The following is an 18,940-nucleotide window of genomic DNA, read 5'->3' as shown; positions in this document are numbered from 1 at the left end:
CGGGGGTCTCTTTCTCGAATGGATGGAATGCTGAACTGAATAGAGTTCAGTATTGCGGACACTACCTTTCAGTGTATCCGTGCAGGAGGGGATAAAGATAATCTCCGCCCTGTAATGAACTGATATTTACAGTCATTCCAGAACGGAGATTTAATATATGCGAATACTGGCATATTTTGAGGTGGAAAGTGTTTGCGGGATGGTTCGCTAACGCCCTATAAAATCAGTGCGCCAGCAGAATCAGCGTTCTGGCAGAATCAACAAACGATTCGTCACCGGATGCCTCAACACCTCAATCGGATGCTGATACACCTCAGACAACAACTCCGCCGAACACACCTGCTCAGGGGCACCCGAAGCAACCACCTCACCACCACGCAACAACACCATACGGTCAGAATACGCAGCCGCTACATCCAAGTCATGAAGCACCGTCAACACCGCAGCACCCTCAGCAGCCAACTCGCGGCTCACCCGCAACGTCTGCTCCTGGTGCGTAATATCCAACGCCGCAGTCGGTTCATCCAAAAGAATCAGCGGAGTCTGCTGAGCAAACACACGCGCCAAATGCGCACGGCCACTCTCACCACCGGACAGAGTCGTAATATCGCGATCCGACAAGTGAGTCACCGACGTACGCTCCATCATCGAAGCAACCACGGCGTCATCCTCTTCAGCGCGCTCCGTGCCCTTCCACGGGGTGCGGCCCATCTGAACCACCTCATGCACCGTGTACGAAAACGCCACATTCAACTTCTGCAACAGCATTGCACGCTGACGCGCCATCTGACGGGCAGGAATCGAATCCAGCGGGGTGCCATCCAACAGAATCTCACCGCTACTGGGCGCAATATCACCAGCAATCACACCCAACAGAGTCGACTTACCGGCACCATTAGGACCAATCAGCGACACAACCTCGCCCGCAGCAACAGACAGAGACACATCATTCAAAATCTGGCGCCCACCAGCGTTAAAACACACACCGGACAGGCTCAACAACTGACTCACGAAGCACCTCCGCCCTGACCCAGGGAACGACGCAACAACACGAAGAACGTCGGGCCGCCCACCAAAGCCGTAAAAATACCAATCGGCAAATCAGCAAAAGGCACCAGCGTACGCGCACCCAAATCAGACAGCGCAATCAACAGCGCGCCACCCAATGCCGAAGCCGGCAACAGCACACGATTCGACGGACCCAAAATCATGCGCAACAGGTGCGGAATAATCAGGCCAATAAATGCAATAATGCCCGCATACGCCACCGCAGCACCGGTCAACAGAGCCGTCGCCGCAATAGACACCGCGCGTAGGCGCTCCACGTTCACACCCGAATGCTGCGCCGCACGCTCACCCAACGCCAGAACATCCAGCGAAGAAGCCATCACGAAACACGCCACCAAACCGATGAGAATAACCGGCCACACGCTCGCAACAGCCTTCCACGTGGCGCCGTTCAGCGAACCCATCTGCCAGAACACAATCTGATCGCGGCTCGTCGTATCAGCAATGAACATGAGGAACGCAATAATCGCATTCGCCACCGCGGTCACCGCAATACCCGTCAAAATCATCGACAGGACCTTCGCACGACCCGAAGAACGCGACAGGAAATACACCAGCGCAGTAGCCGCCAACGCACCCACAAACGCGAATGCAGGAGTCGTGAAAATACCGAAGAACTGCAGGTTCAACACAATCGACAAACACGCGCCAACCGCCGCACCCGAGGAAACACCAATCACGCCCGGCTCAGCCAACGGGTTACCAAACACCGACTGCATCACCGCACCGGAAGTACCCAAAGCGGCACCCACCAGCACGCCCAACAGCACACGCGGGAAACGGATATTCCACAGAGTGCTATCCGCCAGCTGCATCGCCGGGTTCTCCGGCGCAAGACCCAGGCGGCGGCCCACAGAAGCAACCACCTGATCAGTCGGGATATTGTACTGACCCAAACCCGCAGACAGCACCATCACAACGCACAGTGCCACCGCCAAAAACGTAAACGTCAGACCGGCACGACGCCGACGCGACGCACGATAATCCCGTGCACCCGCCGCACTCTTCACGGCAGCCACTACTGGGCCCCCGCAGGAGTGGAGTACGCAGCCTTAGCCAGCGAGAGCAACACCGCCGGAGTATTCGGGCCATAGGACAGAATCTGGCCGTCACCCATATCGATAATGCGCTTATTCTTACCGGCAGTCGTCTCACCCACACCCGGGCGAGCCAAGAAACCATCCAAACCGCCGGTGGACTTAATGCCGCCGCTCATGGTCAGAATGACATCCGGGTTCAGCTTCACCAGCGCCTCACTGGTCGCCGGAATAATATTCGTCGCGTTCTGCTCAGACGCCACATCCTTGCCGCCAATAGCCTGAATCAAATCGTCAGCGCCCGAACCCTTACCGAGCACGAAGAACACGCCAGCGGTACCGCGCACGTACAAGAATGCGAACGACACCTGCTGTGCACCCTTCGGGGCGACGTCCTTGAGCACCTGCAGAGCGTAATCCAGGTCCTTCTGCACGCGGGCAGCAACCTGCTCGCCCGCCTCCGGAACACCCAGCGCCTGCGCAACAGCCTTGAGCTGCGGAATGATCTTATCCATACGACGCTCATGATCGAAGACCACCACGGTCACGCCCGCTGCGCGTAGCTGATCCACAATCTCAATCGGGCCGTTGCTCTTATCCCACAGCACCAGGTCCGGGGAGGTCGCCAGAATCGCCTCAGCGTTCAGGTCGTGACCGTTCTGGGTCACCAGCGGCAGGTGAGCCAGCGACTGCTCAGTCGAGGAGGTGACACGACCGACCAGGCGACCGCCCAGGCCCAGCGCAATCATCTGCTGAGCCAGAGTGCCGTACAGGTCCAGCGCCAGCACACGGTCAGCGGATTTAACGGTCACCTCGGTGCCGTTGAAGTCCTTGAACGTCACGGGGAAAGCCGGAGTGGGGGTATCGACCATCGGCTGAATTTCGGGGGTATCTGCGGCGCTATTGGGGCCGCGCAGAGCCTTCTGATCAGGGGCAATAGAAGAACGCAGCTGATCGGCAAGGTTCTCCAAAACGGTGCGGGTGCTCTGCTCATCCACCACAGCCTGCGAAGTGCTTGAAGAAGCGGCCGGGTTCTGAGTACCCACACCGCAAGAGCTCAGCAGAAACGCGGAAGTGATGGAGAACGCCGCATACTTCACTGCATCGCGGCGGTTCAGGGCAGAAGAAGAAAGGGAAGAAAACATCGTCGTCTCACAGAAAAAAGGGAGTTAAGAAAAACTGGGGTAGGCGTCGGGGTAAAACCTGGCACCTGAAGCGGGGGTGCAGTGAAAATCTGCACCCCCGCACGGGCCGTGTCGGCTCACCGGTGAGTCTCAGGGTCGAGTCTCAGCGGCGAGCCGACGGTGTGGGCGTCCTTAGAAAAGAAGCCGTTATGCCTTCTTGCGGCGGCGAGTGTACACGACGGTACCCGCACCGGCTGCAACAGCGATGAAGCCTGCAACCAGAGTGCCCTCAACACCGGAGGCACCGGTGGAAGCCAGAGGCTTGCCGGTGACCGGGTCGCAACCCTCACCCTCGTAGACGGTCTCGGACACGGTCTTGGTGGTGGTCTTCGCGCCGTTAATCGCCGCGGAGAAGCTCAGCGGAGCCATGTCCTTACCGGCGTCGTAGAAGCCAGCGAACGCCTTCGCGCCCTCAACGGTCAGGGTGGTTGCCGCACCGTTGACGCTCACAGCGTCAGAGGAGCTCTGCAGACCCGAAAGATCCACCTTCAGCAGCGCCACCTCACCGTAGTTAGTTGCCTTGCCGGAGGGGTCATTGCTGTTCATGGTCGCGTAGAGAGTACCGGAATTACCGTTAATCTCAAGGCGCGGGTTCGCAATGGTGGTGTCCAGAATGCCGTGGTGACCGGTGAAACGAACCGAACCGCTGAAGGAGATGGAACCCTTACCGCCCTTGAAGGTGCCGGTGCCGTTAGACCAGTTGAACGCATCCGAAGAGTAGGAGGTGCCGTTCAGCTCCCAGCTACCGTTCGCGATGCCGCCGCGCACGTAGTTGCGGAAGGAATCACGCACGCCCCAGCCAAGGTTTGCGCTCTTAATGGTGCCGTCGGATGCGCCCTGCTCCTGCACCTCGCGGGTGCGGGTGACGGGTACGCAGACAGGCTGTGCCGGGTTGTTGCTGACAGAACCGTTCGAGGAGGAACCGCCGTTAGAGACGCTGCCGGAGGTGCCTGCCGAACCATTAGAACCGGAGCCGTTAGCGCCGGAGTTACCGGAGGAGTTCGAGGAGCCGTTGTCGGAAGAGTTGTTCTCAGAACCCTTGTTCTCGGAGGAGCTGCTATCGGAGGACTTGCTCTCAGAGACGCGGGGAACCTCAACGGTGTTCTCCGCGGTCTGCTCGCTGAGCTTTACGGAGAAGCTCAGCGGTGCCATGGCGTTGTCGGCACCGCGGTACTGGCCCGCGAAGAGCACCTCGGAGCCTTCATCGGTGAGTGCGACTGCCGCGTTCTGTGCGGAGAAGACGCCGTCCTTTACGCTCGCGCCGGAGAGGTCCACCTCGGCGATAGCCAGGCCGGTCTTAGAAACGGACTTACCGTCGCGGGTCAGTGCGTCAACGTCAGCGACCAGGGTGCCCTTACCGTTGACGACGACCAGGCGCATGTTCTTGATGGTGCTCTTGAGCTGACCGTTGTGGCCGGTGAACTCTGCGGTGCCCGCAAAGTTAATCTGACCGGTCTTGGTCTCGGGGTTGTACACGCCGGATGCCTGAGTGTACTTCAGGCCGCCTGCCGCGGTCTTCTCCAGACCGTCAACGTTCACGGAGCCGTGGGCGAAGCTGGTCAGGTACTTCAGGAACGACTCACGAATATCCCAGCTGAGGGTGCCGGACTCGACGACGTTGCCGGTGACCTTCTCTTCACGCTTGGGTTCGGTGGTTGCGGCGGGGGAGGAGGGTGCCGCGGAGGAAGACTCAGCAGGCTTGGGAGCCTCAGACGTGGGGGCTGCGCTCGGTGCTGCAGAAGTGGGCTCTGCGGGCTTGGGGTCGGCGGGCTTGGGTGCCTCAGTGGTCGGTGCGGAGGAAGGCTCTGCGGTCGGCGCTGCAGTCGGCTTGGCGCTGGGCTCAGTGCTGGGCTCAGGGCTCGGCGCGGGTGCTTCCTTGGTCACGATGGTTGCGGAGAAGCTGAGCGCATCCAGCTCCTGACCTGCCTTGTAGAAGCCCGCGAAGGCGCCGGTTGCCTCTTCGGAAAGCTTGACGCGGGTGCCGTTTTCCTCGTCAACGCTGGGCAGGGTGATGGTGTTACCCTCAACCTTCAGACCGGAGGCGTTGAAAGTGCCGAGGGTCATGTTCTTGGTTTCGACCAGGTCATTCGGGGTGGTGTTGCCGTTGTAGGGGCGCGACTGAATATTGGCGCGCACGGTGCCCACGCCGTCCTTAATGGTGACGGAGAGGTCGGAGATGATGACTTCCAGCAGACCGTGGTGTGCGGTGTAGTGAATCGAGGAGCCGGTGAAGGTGACCGAGTATTCGCCGTTGGCTACGGTGCCTTCGGCGGCGGTGAAGTGGTAGGAGCCGTCTTCGTTGGTGGTGACGCCGGTCAGCTTCTGGGAGCCCTGGGAGAAGGGGCCGTTGATGTAGGAGCGGAAGGACTTCTTCAGGCCCCAGTTGACGGTGACGTCCTGCAGGCTCTGCTCTGAGGCTGCGGCAACCTCACCGGCGCTGATGTGGGAGTTGGTTTCAGCTGCGAAGGCTGCGGGTACGCCGGCGACGCCGCTGAGGCCGATGGTTGCCGAAGCCAAGAACGCCCAGGTGCGCTTGGTGAGAGAGGGGGTAGACATTCGGTGTCTCCTTGAATTTTGTGATTGTGGTGTTCGTATCAAGTCTAGACCTATTAGCCTATGTTTGTGTAACTTAATGCCTAGGGTGACTTGTGCATAAGGTTTACCTTAGCAAAAGTTTTTTGAAAACTATTGCCAAAACCGGTTTTTGGTGACAATATGTCATTATCAGGTTTTGGTGACATTGTGTCACTAAAACATTTATTGTTCACCCACAAGTCACTTTAGGAACTCACAATGACCGTGATCGCCCCCGAAACCACCCAGGAACGCTTCTCCGCACACCTGAAGGAAAGCACCAAGCACGTCCACGACAACGCCGAACATTCCACCTTCATGGAAGACCTCATGGGCGGCTCCCTCAACACCGAGGCATACCTGCGCCTCATCAACCAGTACGTGCACATCTACGAAGCACTCGAAGCAGTCTCCGAACACTACCGCGCAGAACCCAACCCCATCACCGACCCCTTCACCCACCCCGGCCTCGACCGCGCAGAATACATCCGCGCAGATATCCGCGCACTCGGTCAGGACGGCGACATCGACGCGCCCCTGCCCGCAACCGCAGAATACGTAGAGCGTATCCGCGCCACCATCAACTCCCCCGAACGCTACCTGGCCCACCACTACCTGCGCTATCTCGGCGACCTCTCCGGCGGCCAGGCAGTCGCAGCGCTGGTCACCCGCCACTACGGCATCCCCGCAGAAGCGCTGAGCATGTACCGCTTCACCGAACTGCCCAAGCCCAAGGTCTTCAAGGACGGCTACCGCGAACTGCTCGACAACGCACCCCTGACCGACGAGCAGCGTGAAGCCCTCATCGAAGAGTGCATCGAAGGCTTCCGCATCAACGCCTCCCTGTTCGCGCAGCTGGGCCGCAAGGTCGCCGAGGCATAAACCCAGAACGCGCATCAACAGAACGCCTCAACGCACAACCTCTCACCGCTCAATGCACAAGCCCGCGGGCATAACAAAAGGGGCGGATGCTTTCACAAGCATCCGCCCCTTTCGGCATTAGTCTCAAACTAGCCGAAGACTAGCCCTTCGCAACCTCACCGAAGTGAGCTGCAAGAGTACCCTCGTGAGCTGCACGCAGCTCATCCAGGTCAATGGAAACCTCATCCTGGAAGTCCAGAGCGTTCGACTCAGCATCCACCACACCAATACGTGCGAAGGGGAACTGGCGAGCGGTGCACATATCCTTGAAGCGCACCTCCTCAGAACGCGGAACCGAAACCACAACGCGGCCCAGGGACTCCGAGAACAGCAGGGTGAACAGGTCCAGACCGTCACGCTCAGCAACCTCACCCAGACCAATGCGGGCACCGGTGTTGAAACGCAGGCAAGCCTCCGACAAAGCAGCAGCCAGACCACCAGCAGACACGTCGTGAGCGGCATCAATCATGCCGTCACGAGACATGTTCACCAGCATGTCACCCAGCTGACGCTCCAGAGCCAGATCAACCTTCGGCGGCTGACCGCCCAAGTGACCCTTGAAACGAGCCCACTCGGAGCCGTCCAGCTCATCGCGGGTGGTGCCCAGCAGGTAAATAGCCTGACCGTCATGCTCAGAAGCCCAACCCGAAGGGGTGCGGCGGGTGACGTCATCCATAACGCCCATCATCGCCACCACGGGGGTCGGGTTAATAGCCTTACCACCGGTCTGGTTGTACAGGGACACGTTACCGCCGGTCACCGGAACACCCAGCTCCATGCAGCCATCAGCCAGGCCGCGAACAGCCTCAGCGAACTGCCACATGACGTCCGGGTCCTCGGGAGAACCGAAGTTCAGGCAGTCAGACACAGCCACGGGGCGTGCACCAACGGTCGCAACGTTACGGTACGCCTCAGCCAAGGACGCGCGAGCACCCTCGTACGGATCCAGGTAGGTGAAACGCGGGGAGGCGTCGGTCGCCAGGGCAACACCGAGGTTGGTGTTCTCGTCCACGCGCACCACACCGCCGTCGTCCGGCATGGACAGGGCGGTGTTGCCCTGAACGTAGCGGTCGTACTGGTTGGTGATCCAGGACTTGGAGCACATGTTCGGGGACGCCATGAACGCCTTGATTGCCTCACCCAGCTCCTCACCACGCGGGCGGGAGTCGTCAGCAGCCGAACCGGTGAAGTGGTTAGCCTGGACGTCGTCCTGCCACTCGGGGCGTGCGTAGGGACGCTCGTAGGTGGGGCCGTCGTGTGCGACGGTGCGGGGGTCAACATCCACGATGACCTCGCCGTCCCACTCGATGACCAGGCGGCCGGAGTCGGTCACCTCACCGAGGAAGGAGTACTCCACACCCCACTTGTTCATGATCGCTTCGAAACGCTCCACGTTCTCGGGGGAGACAACAGCCATCATGCGTTCCTGAGACTCGGACATCAGAATCTCGCCCGGGGTCAGGGTGGGGTCACGTAGCAGAACCTTGGTCAGGTCGACGTGCATGCCGCCCTCACCGTTAGAAGCCAGCTCGCTGGTTGCGCAGGAAATACCCGCAGCGCCCAGGTCCTGAATACCCTCAACCACGGAGCCCTTGAACAGCTCCAGGCAGCACTCAATCAGAACCTTCTCAGCGAAGGGGTCGCCCACCTGAACGGCGGGACGCTTCGAGGGCTTGGTGTCATCGAAGGACTCCGAAGCCAGCACCGACGCACCGCCGATGCCGTCGCCACCGGTGCGCGCACCAAAGAGGACAACCTTGTTGCCCACACCCGATGCGTTCGCCAGGCGGATGTCCTCGTGACGCATAATGCCCACAGCCAACGCGTTGACCAGCGGGTTTGCCTGGTAGCAGGCATCGAACTCAACCTCGCCGCCGATGTTCGGCAGGCCCAGGGAGTTACCGTAGCCACCGATACCGGCAACCACGCCGCCAACCACGCGAGCGGTGTCGGGGTGATCAATCGCGCCGAAACGCAACGGATCCATCACCGCAATCGGGCGGGCACCCATCGAAATAATGTCACGCACAATACCGCCCACACCGGTAGCGGCACCCTGGTAGGGCTCCACGTACGAGGGGTGGTTGTGGGACTCAATCTTGAAGGTCACGGCCCAGCCGTCACCAATGTCGGTCACACCGGCGTTCTCACCGATACCGACCATCAGGTCCTTCTTCATCTCATCGGTGACCTTCGCACCGAACTGCTTCAGATGAACCTTAGAAGACTTGTAGGAGCAGTGCTCGGACCACATGACCGAGTACATTGCCAGCTCAGCCGCGGTGGGGCGGCGGCCCAGAATCTCCTTAATGTCCTCGAACTCGTTCTCCTTCAGGCCCAGCTCGGCCCAGGGGAGTTCGGTGTCCGGGGTTGCCGCCGCGTGCTCGACGGTGTCGAGGTTAAACTGCTTTTCGCTCATAACTTCTTAGAATCCTTGTCGTGCGTTAGCGGGCGTTAATCAGGTTGGAAAGAACCGAGGTGAACACGCCGAGACCATCGGCGCCACCGCGCAGGGACACCGAACCGAAACCGGAGGACGAAGGACCGAAGCCCGGCTCCACAGCGTGCTCCGGGTGCGGCATCAGGCCGACTACGTTACCGCGCTCGTTGGTAATACCGGCAATATCGTTACGGGAACCGTTCGGGTTGAAGCCAACGTAGCGGAACACCACGCGACCCTCAGCCTCCAGGGCCTCCAGGGTCTTAGCATCCGCAACGTACTGGCCGTCCTGGTTCTTCAGCGGAACAACAATCTCCTGGCCGGCAGCGTAGTTGCTGGTCCAGGAGGTGGTGTTGTTCTCAATACGCAGAACCTGGTCACGGCAAATGAACTTGCGGTGATCGTTCTTAATCATCGAACCGGGCAGCAGGTGAGACTCGGTCAGAATCTGAAAACCATTGCAAATACCCAGAACAGGCAGGGGCGAAGAACCGGAGGTACCGGCAGCGTTAGCGGCATCAATCACCGAACGCATCACGGGAGCCTTCGCGGCAATAGCGCCGGCACGCAGGTAGTCACCGTAGGAGAAACCACCGGGAATAATGACGGCATCAACATTCTTCAGATCAGCGTCGTCGTGCCACAGCTCGACGACGGTACCGCCAGCCAGACGGACAGCACGCGCAGCGTCACGGTCATCCAGGGTGCCGGGGAAAGTCACCACGCCAACGCGTGCATCAGCGAAGGCGGGGTTCGGGGCGGAAGTAGAAAAGTCGCCAACCAGGGGGACTTCAGTAGGTGCGAGAGACTCTGCCATAGGTACTAGTCCTCCAGAACCGAAACGTTCACGACGTCTTCAATCACGGGGTTGGACAGCAGCTCCTCAGCAGCCTTGCGGGCAGCTGCGAGGTGCTCCTCAGTAGCCTCACCCTCGACGGTCAGCTCGAAGCGCTTGCCCTGGCGAACATCCACGAAGGAATCAACACCGATACGGGGCAGCTCGTGAGAAATAGCCTTACCCTGCGGGTCAAGAATTTCGGGCTTGAGCATAACATCAACAACAATACGGGCCATGTGTGGGCACTCCTTGGGTGCGTGGGTTCTGTATGAGCCGTATCTCATCTTACCGTACTAACGACCGTAACGGGGGTATGCGTCCGGTCGGTGGATACCCTAAGAGGCTCGAATCACGTCTTTTACGCCTCGAGGGGCGGAAGATAGCGTGCGCACACCTCCAGCAGGCGCTCGCGCAGACCAATCGAACGCTCGGACAGCTCACGCTGAATACGCACGTACTCTGCCTTACCCTCGGCCGTCTCCACGGGAATTGGCTCGTAGCCCCACGCACGAATCTCGTAGGGGGCCGCGCGCATGTCCAGCTCACGCGCATCCCAGGCTAGATCGAAGCAATCCATGACCAGGGTTGAATCAACCAGCGGCAGCAGCTTGTACGCCCACTTGTACACGTCCATATTCGCGTGCAGGCACGCGGGCTGCTCCAGGACGCGCTGCGTCTCGCGGGTCGGCTGCAGCTCGTTCAACGGTGCCGCCTGCGGCATGAAGAAACGGAACGCATCAAAGTGCGAGCAGCGGATGCGGTGCTCCTCCACCACGCGGTCCGTGCCCTCCGCACCCAGGCGCAGCTGTAGGTAGTCGTGGCGGATATTGTTCTCCACCGACTTGTACGCCATCGCCCACTCGTGCATGCCGAAGCAACCGAACTGGCCCTTCTTTGCGGCCGTGTTACGCAGGATCTCGTGGGTGAAGGCGAGGGCGGTGGCGCGGCGCTCCACGAAGTCGGTGACGTCCACGGTGACGGCGGAGGCGGCATCCGCCTGGGCGCGCGCAACCTGCAGGGTGCAGCCAGCGTCAAGGAGCTCCTGCTCGGTGGCGGGTCGGTAAAAACGCCAGGAGGCGCGCTCGGGCGCATCCAGCAGGATGATGCCGGCGCCGGGGTGCCAGCGCTTAAACTGGCCGGGCTTGAGCGTGTAGTAGGTGAAGAGGAAGTCCTCCACGGGGTGCACTTCGTGGCGGGCGCGACGCTGCGCAAACGGGTCGGCGTAGCGGCCGGCACGCGCCTCATGGGCGGCAGCGGCGGCACGCCATTCGCGGGCATCCATCACCTGGGAAAACACAACACTACTCATGCTTCTAGCCTAAACGATGCTGTGACAAGGTAGTGGACGTAGCAATGTCTATCTAGTTACTAGAAGACCGGGCTTTAAACTCACGTTCATAATCGTCAAACTGTGGGCTATTAATCACTGCAGTCCGAAGATAACGGGCAAATTGACCCGCTCCTGCTCGTTCAAGTGCGCGAGGAATATCAGTCTCCGTGAATCCCTTAGAGTGAGCATAAGATTCCTGGGAAAGATAGACCTCGGCAAATAAGGAGGGATGAGCGTATTCGGTGAATTGCATCAGAAAATCATCCGCGCTGAGTGTCTCATAATTTTGAATATTCTGAGCTTCTTCCGTGGAAGCATAATCGAGCAGTTTGCGGTCATCGGTGACTAATGCGTGCATGCCGCCGTGTTGGGCGGCAGCATGCACATGAAGATCGTTTATATCGGGAAAGCCAGCAACTGGTTCAACAGGGAAACCTGCGATTAGGGACTTGCAGGATGTCAGGATTTGTTGTTTCCATTTCTCAATTTTTGCATCATGAATCATTGGGTCCTTTCGGCGTGTGTGGTATCCAAACTCATCCATGATTCCGGTGGATACGTATGGAGCGAAAAATCTGTAGTCACTCTCCTTTGTCAAAAGGAGAATCCAATCGCGAAGAGTCTTAGACATCAGAATGTTCGTATCCAGTAGGACAGATTCAGCATCTGATAATGTGCTCTCTTTTACCACGCAGGTCCTCCGATAATGTCGTTGAGATTGTTCTCTTCCTCAAATTTCCAAAGATCTTTGAGAGCTTGTTCCTTCTGCGCGATGGTCTTCTCCAAAAGGGTCTTGCGGAAAACTTCTGCGTCCCCGGTGCGGATGCGGAAATGGCTTCCTACTTTGAACGCGGGGAGCTCGCCGGAACGAATAGCCTTCATAAGGGTCGGGCGTGAGATGCCAATGCGACGAGCTGCCATAGTAGTGGTCAAGTACTGTGGGCTGGTCTGAATCTCGATGCGCTGGCCCTGTGCTAAAGCATGCAAAACCTGTTGAATAACTTGGCTAAGCGCATCACCGATTTCCTGGCTTTCATTCCCTGAAACGGTCAGAGTAACGGCAGTTTCGTTTGAGTCCCCGAGTAGCTTTTTTGCTTCGGTTTGGGCTTGATTAAGGGTTTCCTCCTGCAGGAGTTGGGTGTTGGGCATCTTTGTTCCTTCCTTGTATTACTGGATTGCATTTGGTGCTTAGCTCAAGTAAGTTAGAACCTCGCAAAATGTAGTCCAGTAGCTATAACTCTACCTTGTATCTGAAATAACTGTAAAGTGTTTCAGTTATTTCATTTGTAAACAGAAAAGGGGAGGGGCGGTGCTGAGAAAACCCAGCACCGCCCCTCCCGAAGCGTACAGCCCACAAACGAGCTAAACCCTAGCGGCCAGTACCACCGTAAACAGTAGCCTCGCCCTCAGCATCCAGACCGAACGCAGTGTGCACCGCGCGAACAGCCTCATCCAGCTTGCTCAGCTCAGTAATCACCGAAATACGAATCTCAGAAGTCGAAATCATGTCAATGTTCACGCCAGCGTTAGACAGGGCCTCAAAGAAAGTGAACGAAACGCCGGGGTTGGTCTTCATGCCCGCGCCAACCAGCGACAGCTTGCCGACCGACTCGTTGTAGATAACCTCCTGGAAGCCCAGCTCGGCCTTGGCATCCTCCAGCGCCTTCAGCGCGGTGGGGCCCTGATCCTGATCCAGGGTGAAGGAAATATCGGTCACGCCGGGGCGGTCAGTCGGCACGTTCTGAACGATCATGTCCAGGTTCACCTTCGCCTCATTAATCAGACCGAACACCTTAGCGGCCGAACCGGGAACATCCGGAACACCAACAACAGTAATCTTTGCGCGGGTGCGATCATGCGCGACACCAGAAATCAGGGGCTGCTCCAAGGGAATCTCCTTCAGATGGGTGGGGGTCAGTTCCGCGGACTCCTCCGGAACCACAATAGTGCCTTCAAGGTTAGAGAACGAAGAACGCACGTGAAGCTTCAAATTAAAACGACGAGCATACTCAACACTGCGCAGGTGCAGAATCTTCGCACCGTTCGCCGCCATCTCCAGCATCTCTTCACTGGTGATGGTATCCAGCTTGTGCGCGGTCGGCACGATGCGCGGGTCGGCAGTGAAAACGCCGTCCACATCCGAGTAAATCTCGCACACATCAGCGTTCAGAGCAGCAGCCAGAGCAACAGCAGTCGTATCAGAACCGCCGCGGCCCAGAGTCGTAATATCGCCGCTCTGACGGTTCATACCCTGGAAACCGGCCACAATCGCAATATTTCCGGCCTCAATCGACTCACGGATACGCTCCGGGTTGACCTCCACCAGACGTGCAGAACCGTGCACGCCGTCGGTAATCATGCCAGCCTGAGAACCAGTGAAAGACTGGGCCTTAGCACCCAGGTCGTTAATAGCCATCGACAGGATGGCAGTTGAAATGCGTTCACCGGCGGTCAGCAGCATGTCCAGCTCACGGGAAGGAGTGACATTGCTGGTGACCTCTGCGGCAAGGTCGAGCAGCTCATCGGTGGTGTCACCCATAGCGGACACCACGACGACCACATCGTTACCTGCCTTCTGAGTGTCCACGACGCGGCGGGCAACGCGCTTTACGCCCTCCGCATCAGCTACGGAGGAACCGCCGAACTTTTGGACGATCAGGCTCATTGATATCTCCAGGTCAGTTACTTGTGTGCTACCGGCAGACGCCGGCTCCTCATTTATAGTAGACGGCGTTCAGCGCAAGCGGCGAACTGTGCACCCGTATGTATTGCCCCGTGAAATATTACGTAGTGTTACACGGCGGTGACGCGGGATGCGGAGGCGGGTGCGGCTCTCACTCGGGAGCAGGTACCAAGAGCCTGCGGAGGTGAGTTTTTAGGTCCACGGGTTCACGTACGTGACACCCGGCAGCGGCGGAACATCCGGCTTCGGGGTGCGCAACGGGGCGTTCTGAATCGAGCGGATCTTCTCCTCATAATCGGGGGTGCGGAACACTTCCGGAGCATCTTCCGACTGCTCGGCTACGGGTGCTTCAACCGGTTCGGAGGCGGGTTCGGAGGCGGCGCTCGCCAGAGCCTCCTCGCCGGAGTCTTCGCCCAGGTCAGGGGCGGATTCTGTGGCTTCAGACGTAGAGACCGCACCAGAATTGGCAGGGGAGCCCTCAGGGCGGGATTCCTCGTCACCGGATTCTTCCTCGCCGGATTCCTTGTTGCCGGATTCCTCAGCTTCCTGCAGAACCTGCTCAATCAGCTGCTCATCCACGGTGCCCTGCACGCCGGCGGGCGCCTCCGGGGCAGAAACGGCAGAATCCAGGTCATCAAACATGCTCGAATTCCAGCGGCGACGACTCTGCTTCGCCTCCTGAGCCTGAACCTGAGCCGCCTGCTCACGCTCCTGCTCCTCCTCACGGTTCACGCGCTCAAAATCCTCGGCGGCAGTATGAGCCACCGCCGTGCCCTCGCTAATGACGCGGCGGCCCTCCAGCGCGCGGCCCAGGGTAATCTCGTCCGCGTACTCCAGGTCGCCACCGACCGGTAGACCCGACGCGAGACGCGACAGACGCACACCCAGTGGCACGAGCATGCGCGAGAGGTAGGTTGCGGTCGCCTCACCCTCAAGATTCGGGTCCATCGCCAGAATAATCTCTTGGATACGCTCATCCGCCAGGCGGGACACTAGCTCACGAATACGCAGCTGCTCCGGGCCCACACCCGCCAGCGGGTTAATAGCGCCGCCGAGCACATGGTAGCGGCCGGTAAAGGAACGGGTGCGCTCAATCGCCACCACGTCCTTCGATTCTTCGACCACACACAGCACGGACGGGTCGCGGCGCTCATCACGACAGATTGTGCACAGCTTCGTCTCGGAGACGTTACCGCACTCCTCACAGAAGCTGACGCTGGTCTTCACCGTGGAAATGGCGTTGGCTAGGCGCGCCATATCGGCAGCATCCGCATTCAGAATGTGAAAAGCGATGCGCTGAGCCGACTTGGGGCCCACGCCCGGCAGGCGGCCGAGCTCGTCAATGAGGTTTTGAACTGCTCCCTCGTACATGGCTTCTCCTTCAGGTGCGGTGTGTTGTGCTGGTGCGTTGGTGCGCTGTTCTTGGGCGACGTTATGAGTATGCACCCAAACCCTGACAGTTTAGGGGCGTTTCGCGTAGCGAGTATGCGGCTGGAATGAGTGCGCCCGCCATCGGTGCGATGGCGGGCGCGGCACCTACAACCCTGGATTAGGGCTGGTGCAGGGGGCGTTCGTCGATGACGGTGCCACCAATAATTTTTTCGATAGCGCGCAGACCGATGAAGGTGCTGTTTTCGACCTTCTCGTCATCCTCAGAGACGTAGTCCTCATCGGACGCGGCGCGTGCCGGGTGAGCCGGTGCCGCCGGTGCGCTAGGAATCGGCGCGCTAGGAATCGGTGTGGCAGGTGCGTTAGAAGCCTGTGCTGCGGGCTTCTCATCGCTTGCCGGAGCAGTATCAGCCGGTGCCGCCTGCGGTGCCTCTGCCAACGGACCAGCAGGCTCAACCGGAGTAGCGAGCGGACCAGCAGGCTCAACCGGAGTAGCAAGTGGGCCTGCCGGTGCTACAGGCTGAGCAGGCATTGCGGGCGCGGTGGGTGCCTCAACCGGTTCAGCGTAGGCAGGCTCATCCTCAAAAGGGGGCTCCTCCTCATACGGAGGTTCCTCCATGTGAGGGGGCTCCTGCGAGAACGGGGGCTCTTGTACATGCTGGGGTTCAGTAGCGCTCTCCTGCTGCGGAACTCCACTACCGGAGGCCGCAAAGGAATCACGCTCACCAAAACCGCCCGCCGGAGCAACCGGAACCTGCTGAGCTGCCGGAACTTGTTGACCAGCCGGAACCTGCTGGGCTGCCGGGGGCTCAGGCGCAAGCGGACCAGCCGGTGCCTGCGGCGTAGCCGGTACAGCCGGGGCAGCCTGCTGAGGTGCTTCCTCGGGGGCGCTCTGCGGAATCGGGGCAACCTCCCACGCGCCCAGAGGCGCATCCACGCTCGTAGACTCGGGGGTGTTTGCGCCGGTCAGCGGCTGACCGTGGCGACGCCACGCATCCTCACCGCCGCGCGGACCATCAGCCAGCGGCGCCGGCTGCTGAGGCGCCTGCGGGGCAACAGTCGCGGGAACTGCAGGCTGCGCTGTGAGCGCACTGGGCGCTGCGGGCTGAGCAGCAGGCTGAGCTGCGGGCTTGACCTGCTCACCGGGCTTCGCCACCTGAGCGTGAATGGTCACCTGACGGCGCAGGAACTCACTCACGCGGGCGGTCAGCTCGGGCACAAAGCCCTTGACCGCGCGCAAAGTCGCAATGTCGGCGCTCACGTACAGGGTTGCGCCGTCCATGCGGGCGGGGCGAACCTTCATCAGCTGATCCGCCGCACCGGGAACGCTCATTCGGTTAAGGATGGCGCGCCAATTACCCTGAACCGCCGCCAGGGGATCGTTCGGGTCAAGCTTCAGAGGCGCGGAGGGGGCACCCGCCGCAGCGGCATCAGCTACAGAAGAAGCGGGGGTATCCGGTGTCGCCGGGGCGTTACCCGCTAGGGGAGCACCAGCCGCAGGTGCGGACTCCTGCGCGGTCGGTGCCAGAGGTGCAGCACTAAGGGGCGCACCTGCCAGCGGGGGAGCACCCGCGCTAGCCTGCTGAGAGCCGCCCCGCTGAGGGGCTACCTGCTGCGCGGGCTGAGCCGCCTCCTGAACCGGGGCGCTAGGAGCCTGCGCGTTAGGCGCCTGAGTCTTAGGGGTCAGGCCTGCCGCAGCCATGCCCGCCGCACGCGCGGCCGACATACCTGCCGGGGCCTGAGAACCAGCCTGAGAACCGGTCTGCACGCTTGCCGGGGCGGAACCACCGGCGGCCACGCGACGCTCCAACACCTGCAGGCGCGAGGCCAGCGCCGCAACCTCCGCGCCGTTCGCCGAGCCCTCCTCCACCGGCAGAGGCAGGCGGGCGCACAGCAACTCCAGCTGAAGCTGCGGGTTAGCGGTGCCCGTCATACCGTTCAGTGCATCGTTGACGGTTCCCGCCGCCAGGGTCAGTTCGCGCTCGGTCAGCGCCTGAGCCTGAGCGGCCAGGCGCTCCAGCTGATCCTGCGGAACACCCTGCAAAATCTGGCCGGCAGCCTGCGGAACAGCCTTCACCACAATCAAATCACGCAGACGCTCCAGCAGATCCTCCACAAAACGGCGAGGATCCTGACCGGTAGCCACCACACGAGACACCGCACCAAAGAGAGTCGGCGCATCCTTCGCACCCAACGCCTCAATGACCTCATCCAGAAGCTGCGCGTGGGTATAACCCAGTAGCGCCACCGCACGGTCATACTCAATACCGTTCTGCGACGATGCACCAGCCATCAGCTGATCAAGAATCGACAGCGAATCACGCACCGAACCGCCGCCAGCACGAATCACCAGCTGCAGCACGCCAGGCTCAACGGCCACCTGCTCCTGATCGCACAGACCCTGCAGGAACGGCAGAAGAACCTCCGGCGGAACCAGACGGAACGGGTAATGGTGAGTACGCGAACGAATCGTACCCAACACCTTATTCGGCTCAGTCGTCGCGAAGATAAACTTCACGTGCTCCGGCGGCTCCTCCACAATCTTCAGCAGCGCATTGAAACCCTCACGGGTCACCATATGCGCCTCATCAATAATGAAGATCTTGTAACGGTCACGCACCGGCGCCAAAGTAGCGCGCTCACGCAAATCACGGGCATGATCCACACCGCCGTGGCTCGCCGCGTCCATCTCAATCACGTCAAGGGAACCGCCACCATCACGCGAGAGCTCACGGCACGAATCGCACACACCACACGGAGTAGGAGTCGGACCCTGCGCACAGTTCAAACAACGCGCCAAAATACGCGCCGACGTGGTCTTACCGCAACCACGCGGACCCGAAAACAGGTACGCGTGATTCACACGGTTCTTCTCCAAAGCGACCATAAGAGGTTCGGTCACGTGCTCCTGCCCGATAACCTCAGCAAAGGTCTCGGGGCGATAACGACGATAAAGGGCAGTGCTCACGGCAACCTCTTCAACTCGGGGGTGCGGATAGGACAATCCCTACCATTTTAGACGCTTTACCCCTCAGCCCGAGTGGCCGACAGTCACCGGCGAACACGTCACCGCACCACCGCCACCGTGACACCTACTATGGACGCTTACCCGGGTAGCAAGTACGCTCACAGAAATACCGCGGACGCACCGAATTCCCAAGAACCCAAAAATCCGGTACACTGGTTCTTGCCTCTTACGTGGCGTTATCTTGGAAAACTCCCCCAGGACCGGAAGGTAGCAAGGGTATTCGAGCTATGACGGGTGCGTAGGAGGTCTTTTTTTTACCCAAAAACGGGTACCTGGGTAGCTCGCACCCGTCATATGCACTACGTGCCCGCTCCGCCTGCGCCTCGTCCAAAAGCGAGGACACAAGCAACCACAAATGTGCTTTCTGTTACTTTTCCCATCCAGGGCTTGCACGTTTCGCAAAAGCGTAGTAAAGTTTTATTTGTTGCCTACGCAATGCGTAGAAAAC

At 59.8% G+C, this 18,940-nt stretch carries 14 protein-coding genes and 1 other RNA gene; 2 read left to right on the top strand and 13 right to left on the bottom strand.

Annotated elements, in window-relative coordinates:
• Positions 1-240: 240 nt before the first annotated feature.
• From HMPREF2879_RS00325 to HMPREF2879_RS00310, 4 genes are all read right to left on the bottom strand, one after another.
• The gene (locus HMPREF2879_RS00325) at positions 241-1,011 is read right to left on the bottom strand and encodes a heme ABC transporter ATP-binding protein (RefSeq protein ID WP_049353419.1); all 771 of its coding nucleotides are present in this window, start codon (positions 1,009-1,011) and stop codon (positions 241-243) included.
• Positions 1,008-2,087 (bottom strand): FecCD family ABC transporter permease, encoded by a 1,080-nt coding sequence (locus tag HMPREF2879_RS00320; protein WP_049340275.1) that lies wholly within the window; start codon positions 2,085-2,087, stop codon positions 1,008-1,010. The genes HMPREF2879_RS00325 and HMPREF2879_RS00320 overlap by 4 nt, the downstream gene beginning before the upstream one ends.
• The gene (locus HMPREF2879_RS00315; RefSeq protein WP_070634549.1) at positions 2,087-3,250 is read right to left on the bottom strand and encodes a heme/hemin ABC transporter substrate-binding protein; all 1,164 of its coding nucleotides are present in this window, start codon (positions 3,248-3,250) and stop codon (positions 2,087-2,089) included. The genes HMPREF2879_RS00320 and HMPREF2879_RS00315 overlap by 1 nt, the downstream gene beginning before the upstream one ends.
• A 186-nt stretch (positions 3,251-3,436) precedes the next feature.
• Positions 3,437-5,845: an HtaA domain-containing protein gene (locus HMPREF2879_RS00310; RefSeq protein WP_070634548.1), complete on the bottom strand. Its 2,409-nt coding sequence runs from the start codon at positions 5,843-5,845 to the stop codon at positions 3,437-3,439.
• A 237-nt stretch (positions 5,846-6,082) separates the two neighbouring features.
• On the opposite strand from HMPREF2879_RS00310, the gene HMPREF2879_RS00305 reads away from it, so the two are divergent.
• Positions 6,083-6,745, top strand: a complete 663-nt coding sequence (locus HMPREF2879_RS00305; RefSeq protein WP_070541844.1) for a biliverdin-producing heme oxygenase — start codon at positions 6,083-6,085, stop codon at positions 6,743-6,745.
• A gap of 139 nt (positions 6,746-6,884) precedes the next feature.
• On the opposite strand, the gene purL is transcribed toward HMPREF2879_RS00305, so the two are convergent.
• The 9 genes from purL to HMPREF2879_RS00260 all read right to left on the bottom strand — a co-directional run bounded on the left by purL (position 6,885) and on the right by HMPREF2879_RS00260 (position 18,432).
• The gene (gene purL, locus HMPREF2879_RS00300; RefSeq protein ID WP_049342718.1) at positions 6,885-9,203 is read right to left on the bottom strand and encodes a phosphoribosylformylglycinamidine synthase subunit PurL; all 2,319 of its coding nucleotides are present in this window, start codon (positions 9,201-9,203) and stop codon (positions 6,885-6,887) included.
• Positions 9,204-9,228: 25 nt separating this feature from the next.
• The gene (gene purQ / locus HMPREF2879_RS00295) at positions 9,229-10,041 is read right to left on the bottom strand and encodes a phosphoribosylformylglycinamidine synthase subunit PurQ (protein WP_049333966.1); all 813 of its coding nucleotides are present in this window, start codon (positions 10,039-10,041) and stop codon (positions 9,229-9,231) included.
• Between the two features lie 5 nt (positions 10,042-10,046).
• On the bottom strand, positions 10,047-10,298 hold the full coding sequence (purS, locus tag HMPREF2879_RS00290) for a phosphoribosylformylglycinamidine synthase subunit PurS (RefSeq protein ID WP_005507194.1): 252 nt from the start codon (positions 10,296-10,298) through the stop codon (positions 10,047-10,049).
• Positions 10,299-10,420: 122 nt separating this feature from the next.
• Positions 10,421-11,371 (bottom strand): 3-methyladenine DNA glycosylase, encoded by a 951-nt coding sequence (locus HMPREF2879_RS00285; RefSeq protein ID WP_070634547.1) that lies wholly within the window; start codon positions 11,369-11,371, stop codon positions 10,421-10,423.
• A 52-nt stretch (positions 11,372-11,423) separates the two neighbouring features.
• A complete protein-coding gene (locus HMPREF2879_RS00280) occupies positions 11,424-12,083 on the bottom strand; it encodes a PIN domain-containing protein (RefSeq protein WP_005507191.1) in 660 nt (219 codons plus the stop codon).
• A complete protein-coding gene (locus tag HMPREF2879_RS00275; RefSeq protein ID WP_005507190.1) occupies positions 12,077-12,541 on the bottom strand; it encodes an excisionase family DNA-binding protein in 465 nt (154 codons plus the stop codon). Before HMPREF2879_RS00275 ends, HMPREF2879_RS00280 begins: the two co-directional genes overlap by 7 nt.
• 220 nt (positions 12,542-12,761) lie before the next feature.
• Complete coding sequence (locus HMPREF2879_RS00270) at positions 12,762-14,057, bottom strand: aspartate kinase (protein ID WP_049346639.1); 1,296 nt, start codon at positions 14,055-14,057, stop codon at positions 12,762-12,764.
• 210 nt (positions 14,058-14,267) lie between these two features.
• A complete protein-coding gene (gene recR / locus HMPREF2879_RS00265) occupies positions 14,268-15,446 on the bottom strand; it encodes a recombination mediator RecR (RefSeq protein WP_049346641.1) in 1,179 nt (392 codons plus the stop codon).
• Between the two features lie 178 nt (positions 15,447-15,624).
• Positions 15,625-18,432, bottom strand: a complete 2,808-nt coding sequence (locus tag HMPREF2879_RS00260) for a DNA polymerase III subunit gamma and tau (protein WP_070634546.1) — start codon at positions 18,430-18,432, stop codon at positions 15,625-15,627.
• Positions 18,433-18,649: 217 nt separating this feature from the next.
• Here HMPREF2879_RS00260 and ffs point away from each other — a divergent pair.
• An RNA gene (gene ffs, locus HMPREF2879_RS00255) (signal recognition particle sRNA small type) lies at positions 18,650-18,746 on the top strand.
• The last annotated feature ends 194 nt before the right edge of the window (positions 18,747-18,940 follow it).

Source organism: Rothia sp. HMSC069C04 (assembly GCF_001812895.1).
Lineage (GTDB): Bacteria > Actinomycetota > Actinomycetes > Actinomycetales > Micrococcaceae > Rothia.
The sequence above is the reverse complement of the archived record's forward strand: the minus strand, read 5'-3'. Positions and strand labels throughout refer to the sequence as shown.

Excerpts from the sequence above, each read along its gene's own strand:
- purL (WP_049342718.1), bottom strand. The coding sequence starts at position 9,203 with ATGAGCGAAAAGCAGTTTAACCTCGACACCGTCGAGCACGCGGCGGCA.
- purS (WP_005507194.1), bottom strand. The coding sequence starts at position 10,298 with ATGGCCCGTATTGTTGTTGATGTTATGCTCAAGCCCGAAATTCTTGAC.
- HMPREF2879_RS00285 (WP_070634547.1), bottom strand. The coding sequence starts at position 11,371 with ATGAGTAGTGTTGTGTTTTCCCAGGTGATGGATGCCCGCGAATGGCGT.
- purQ (WP_049333966.1), bottom strand. The coding sequence starts at position 10,041 with ATGGCAGAGTCTCTCGCACCTACTGAAGTCCCCCTGGTTGGCGACTTT.
- HMPREF2879_RS00270 (WP_049346639.1), bottom strand. The coding sequence starts at position 14,057 with ATGAGCCTGATCGTCCAAAAGTTCGGCGGTTCCTCCGTAGCTGATGCG.
- HMPREF2879_RS00315 (WP_070634549.1), bottom strand. The coding sequence starts at position 3,250 with ATGTTTTCTTCCCTTTCTTCTTCTGCCCTGAACCGCCGCGATGCAGTG.
- HMPREF2879_RS00305 (WP_070541844.1), top strand. The coding sequence starts at position 6,083 with ATGACCGTGATCGCCCCCGAAACCACCCAGGAACGCTTCTCCGCACAC.
- recR (WP_049346641.1), bottom strand. The coding sequence starts at position 15,446 with ATGTACGAGGGAGCAGTTCAAAACCTCATTGACGAGCTCGGCCGCCTG.
- HMPREF2879_RS00275 (WP_005507190.1), bottom strand. The coding sequence starts at position 12,541 with ATGCCCAACACCCAACTCCTGCAGGAGGAAACCCTTAATCAAGCCCAA.
- HMPREF2879_RS00310 (WP_070634548.1), bottom strand. The coding sequence starts at position 5,845 with ATGTCTACCCCCTCTCTCACCAAGCGCACCTGGGCGTTCTTGGCTTCG.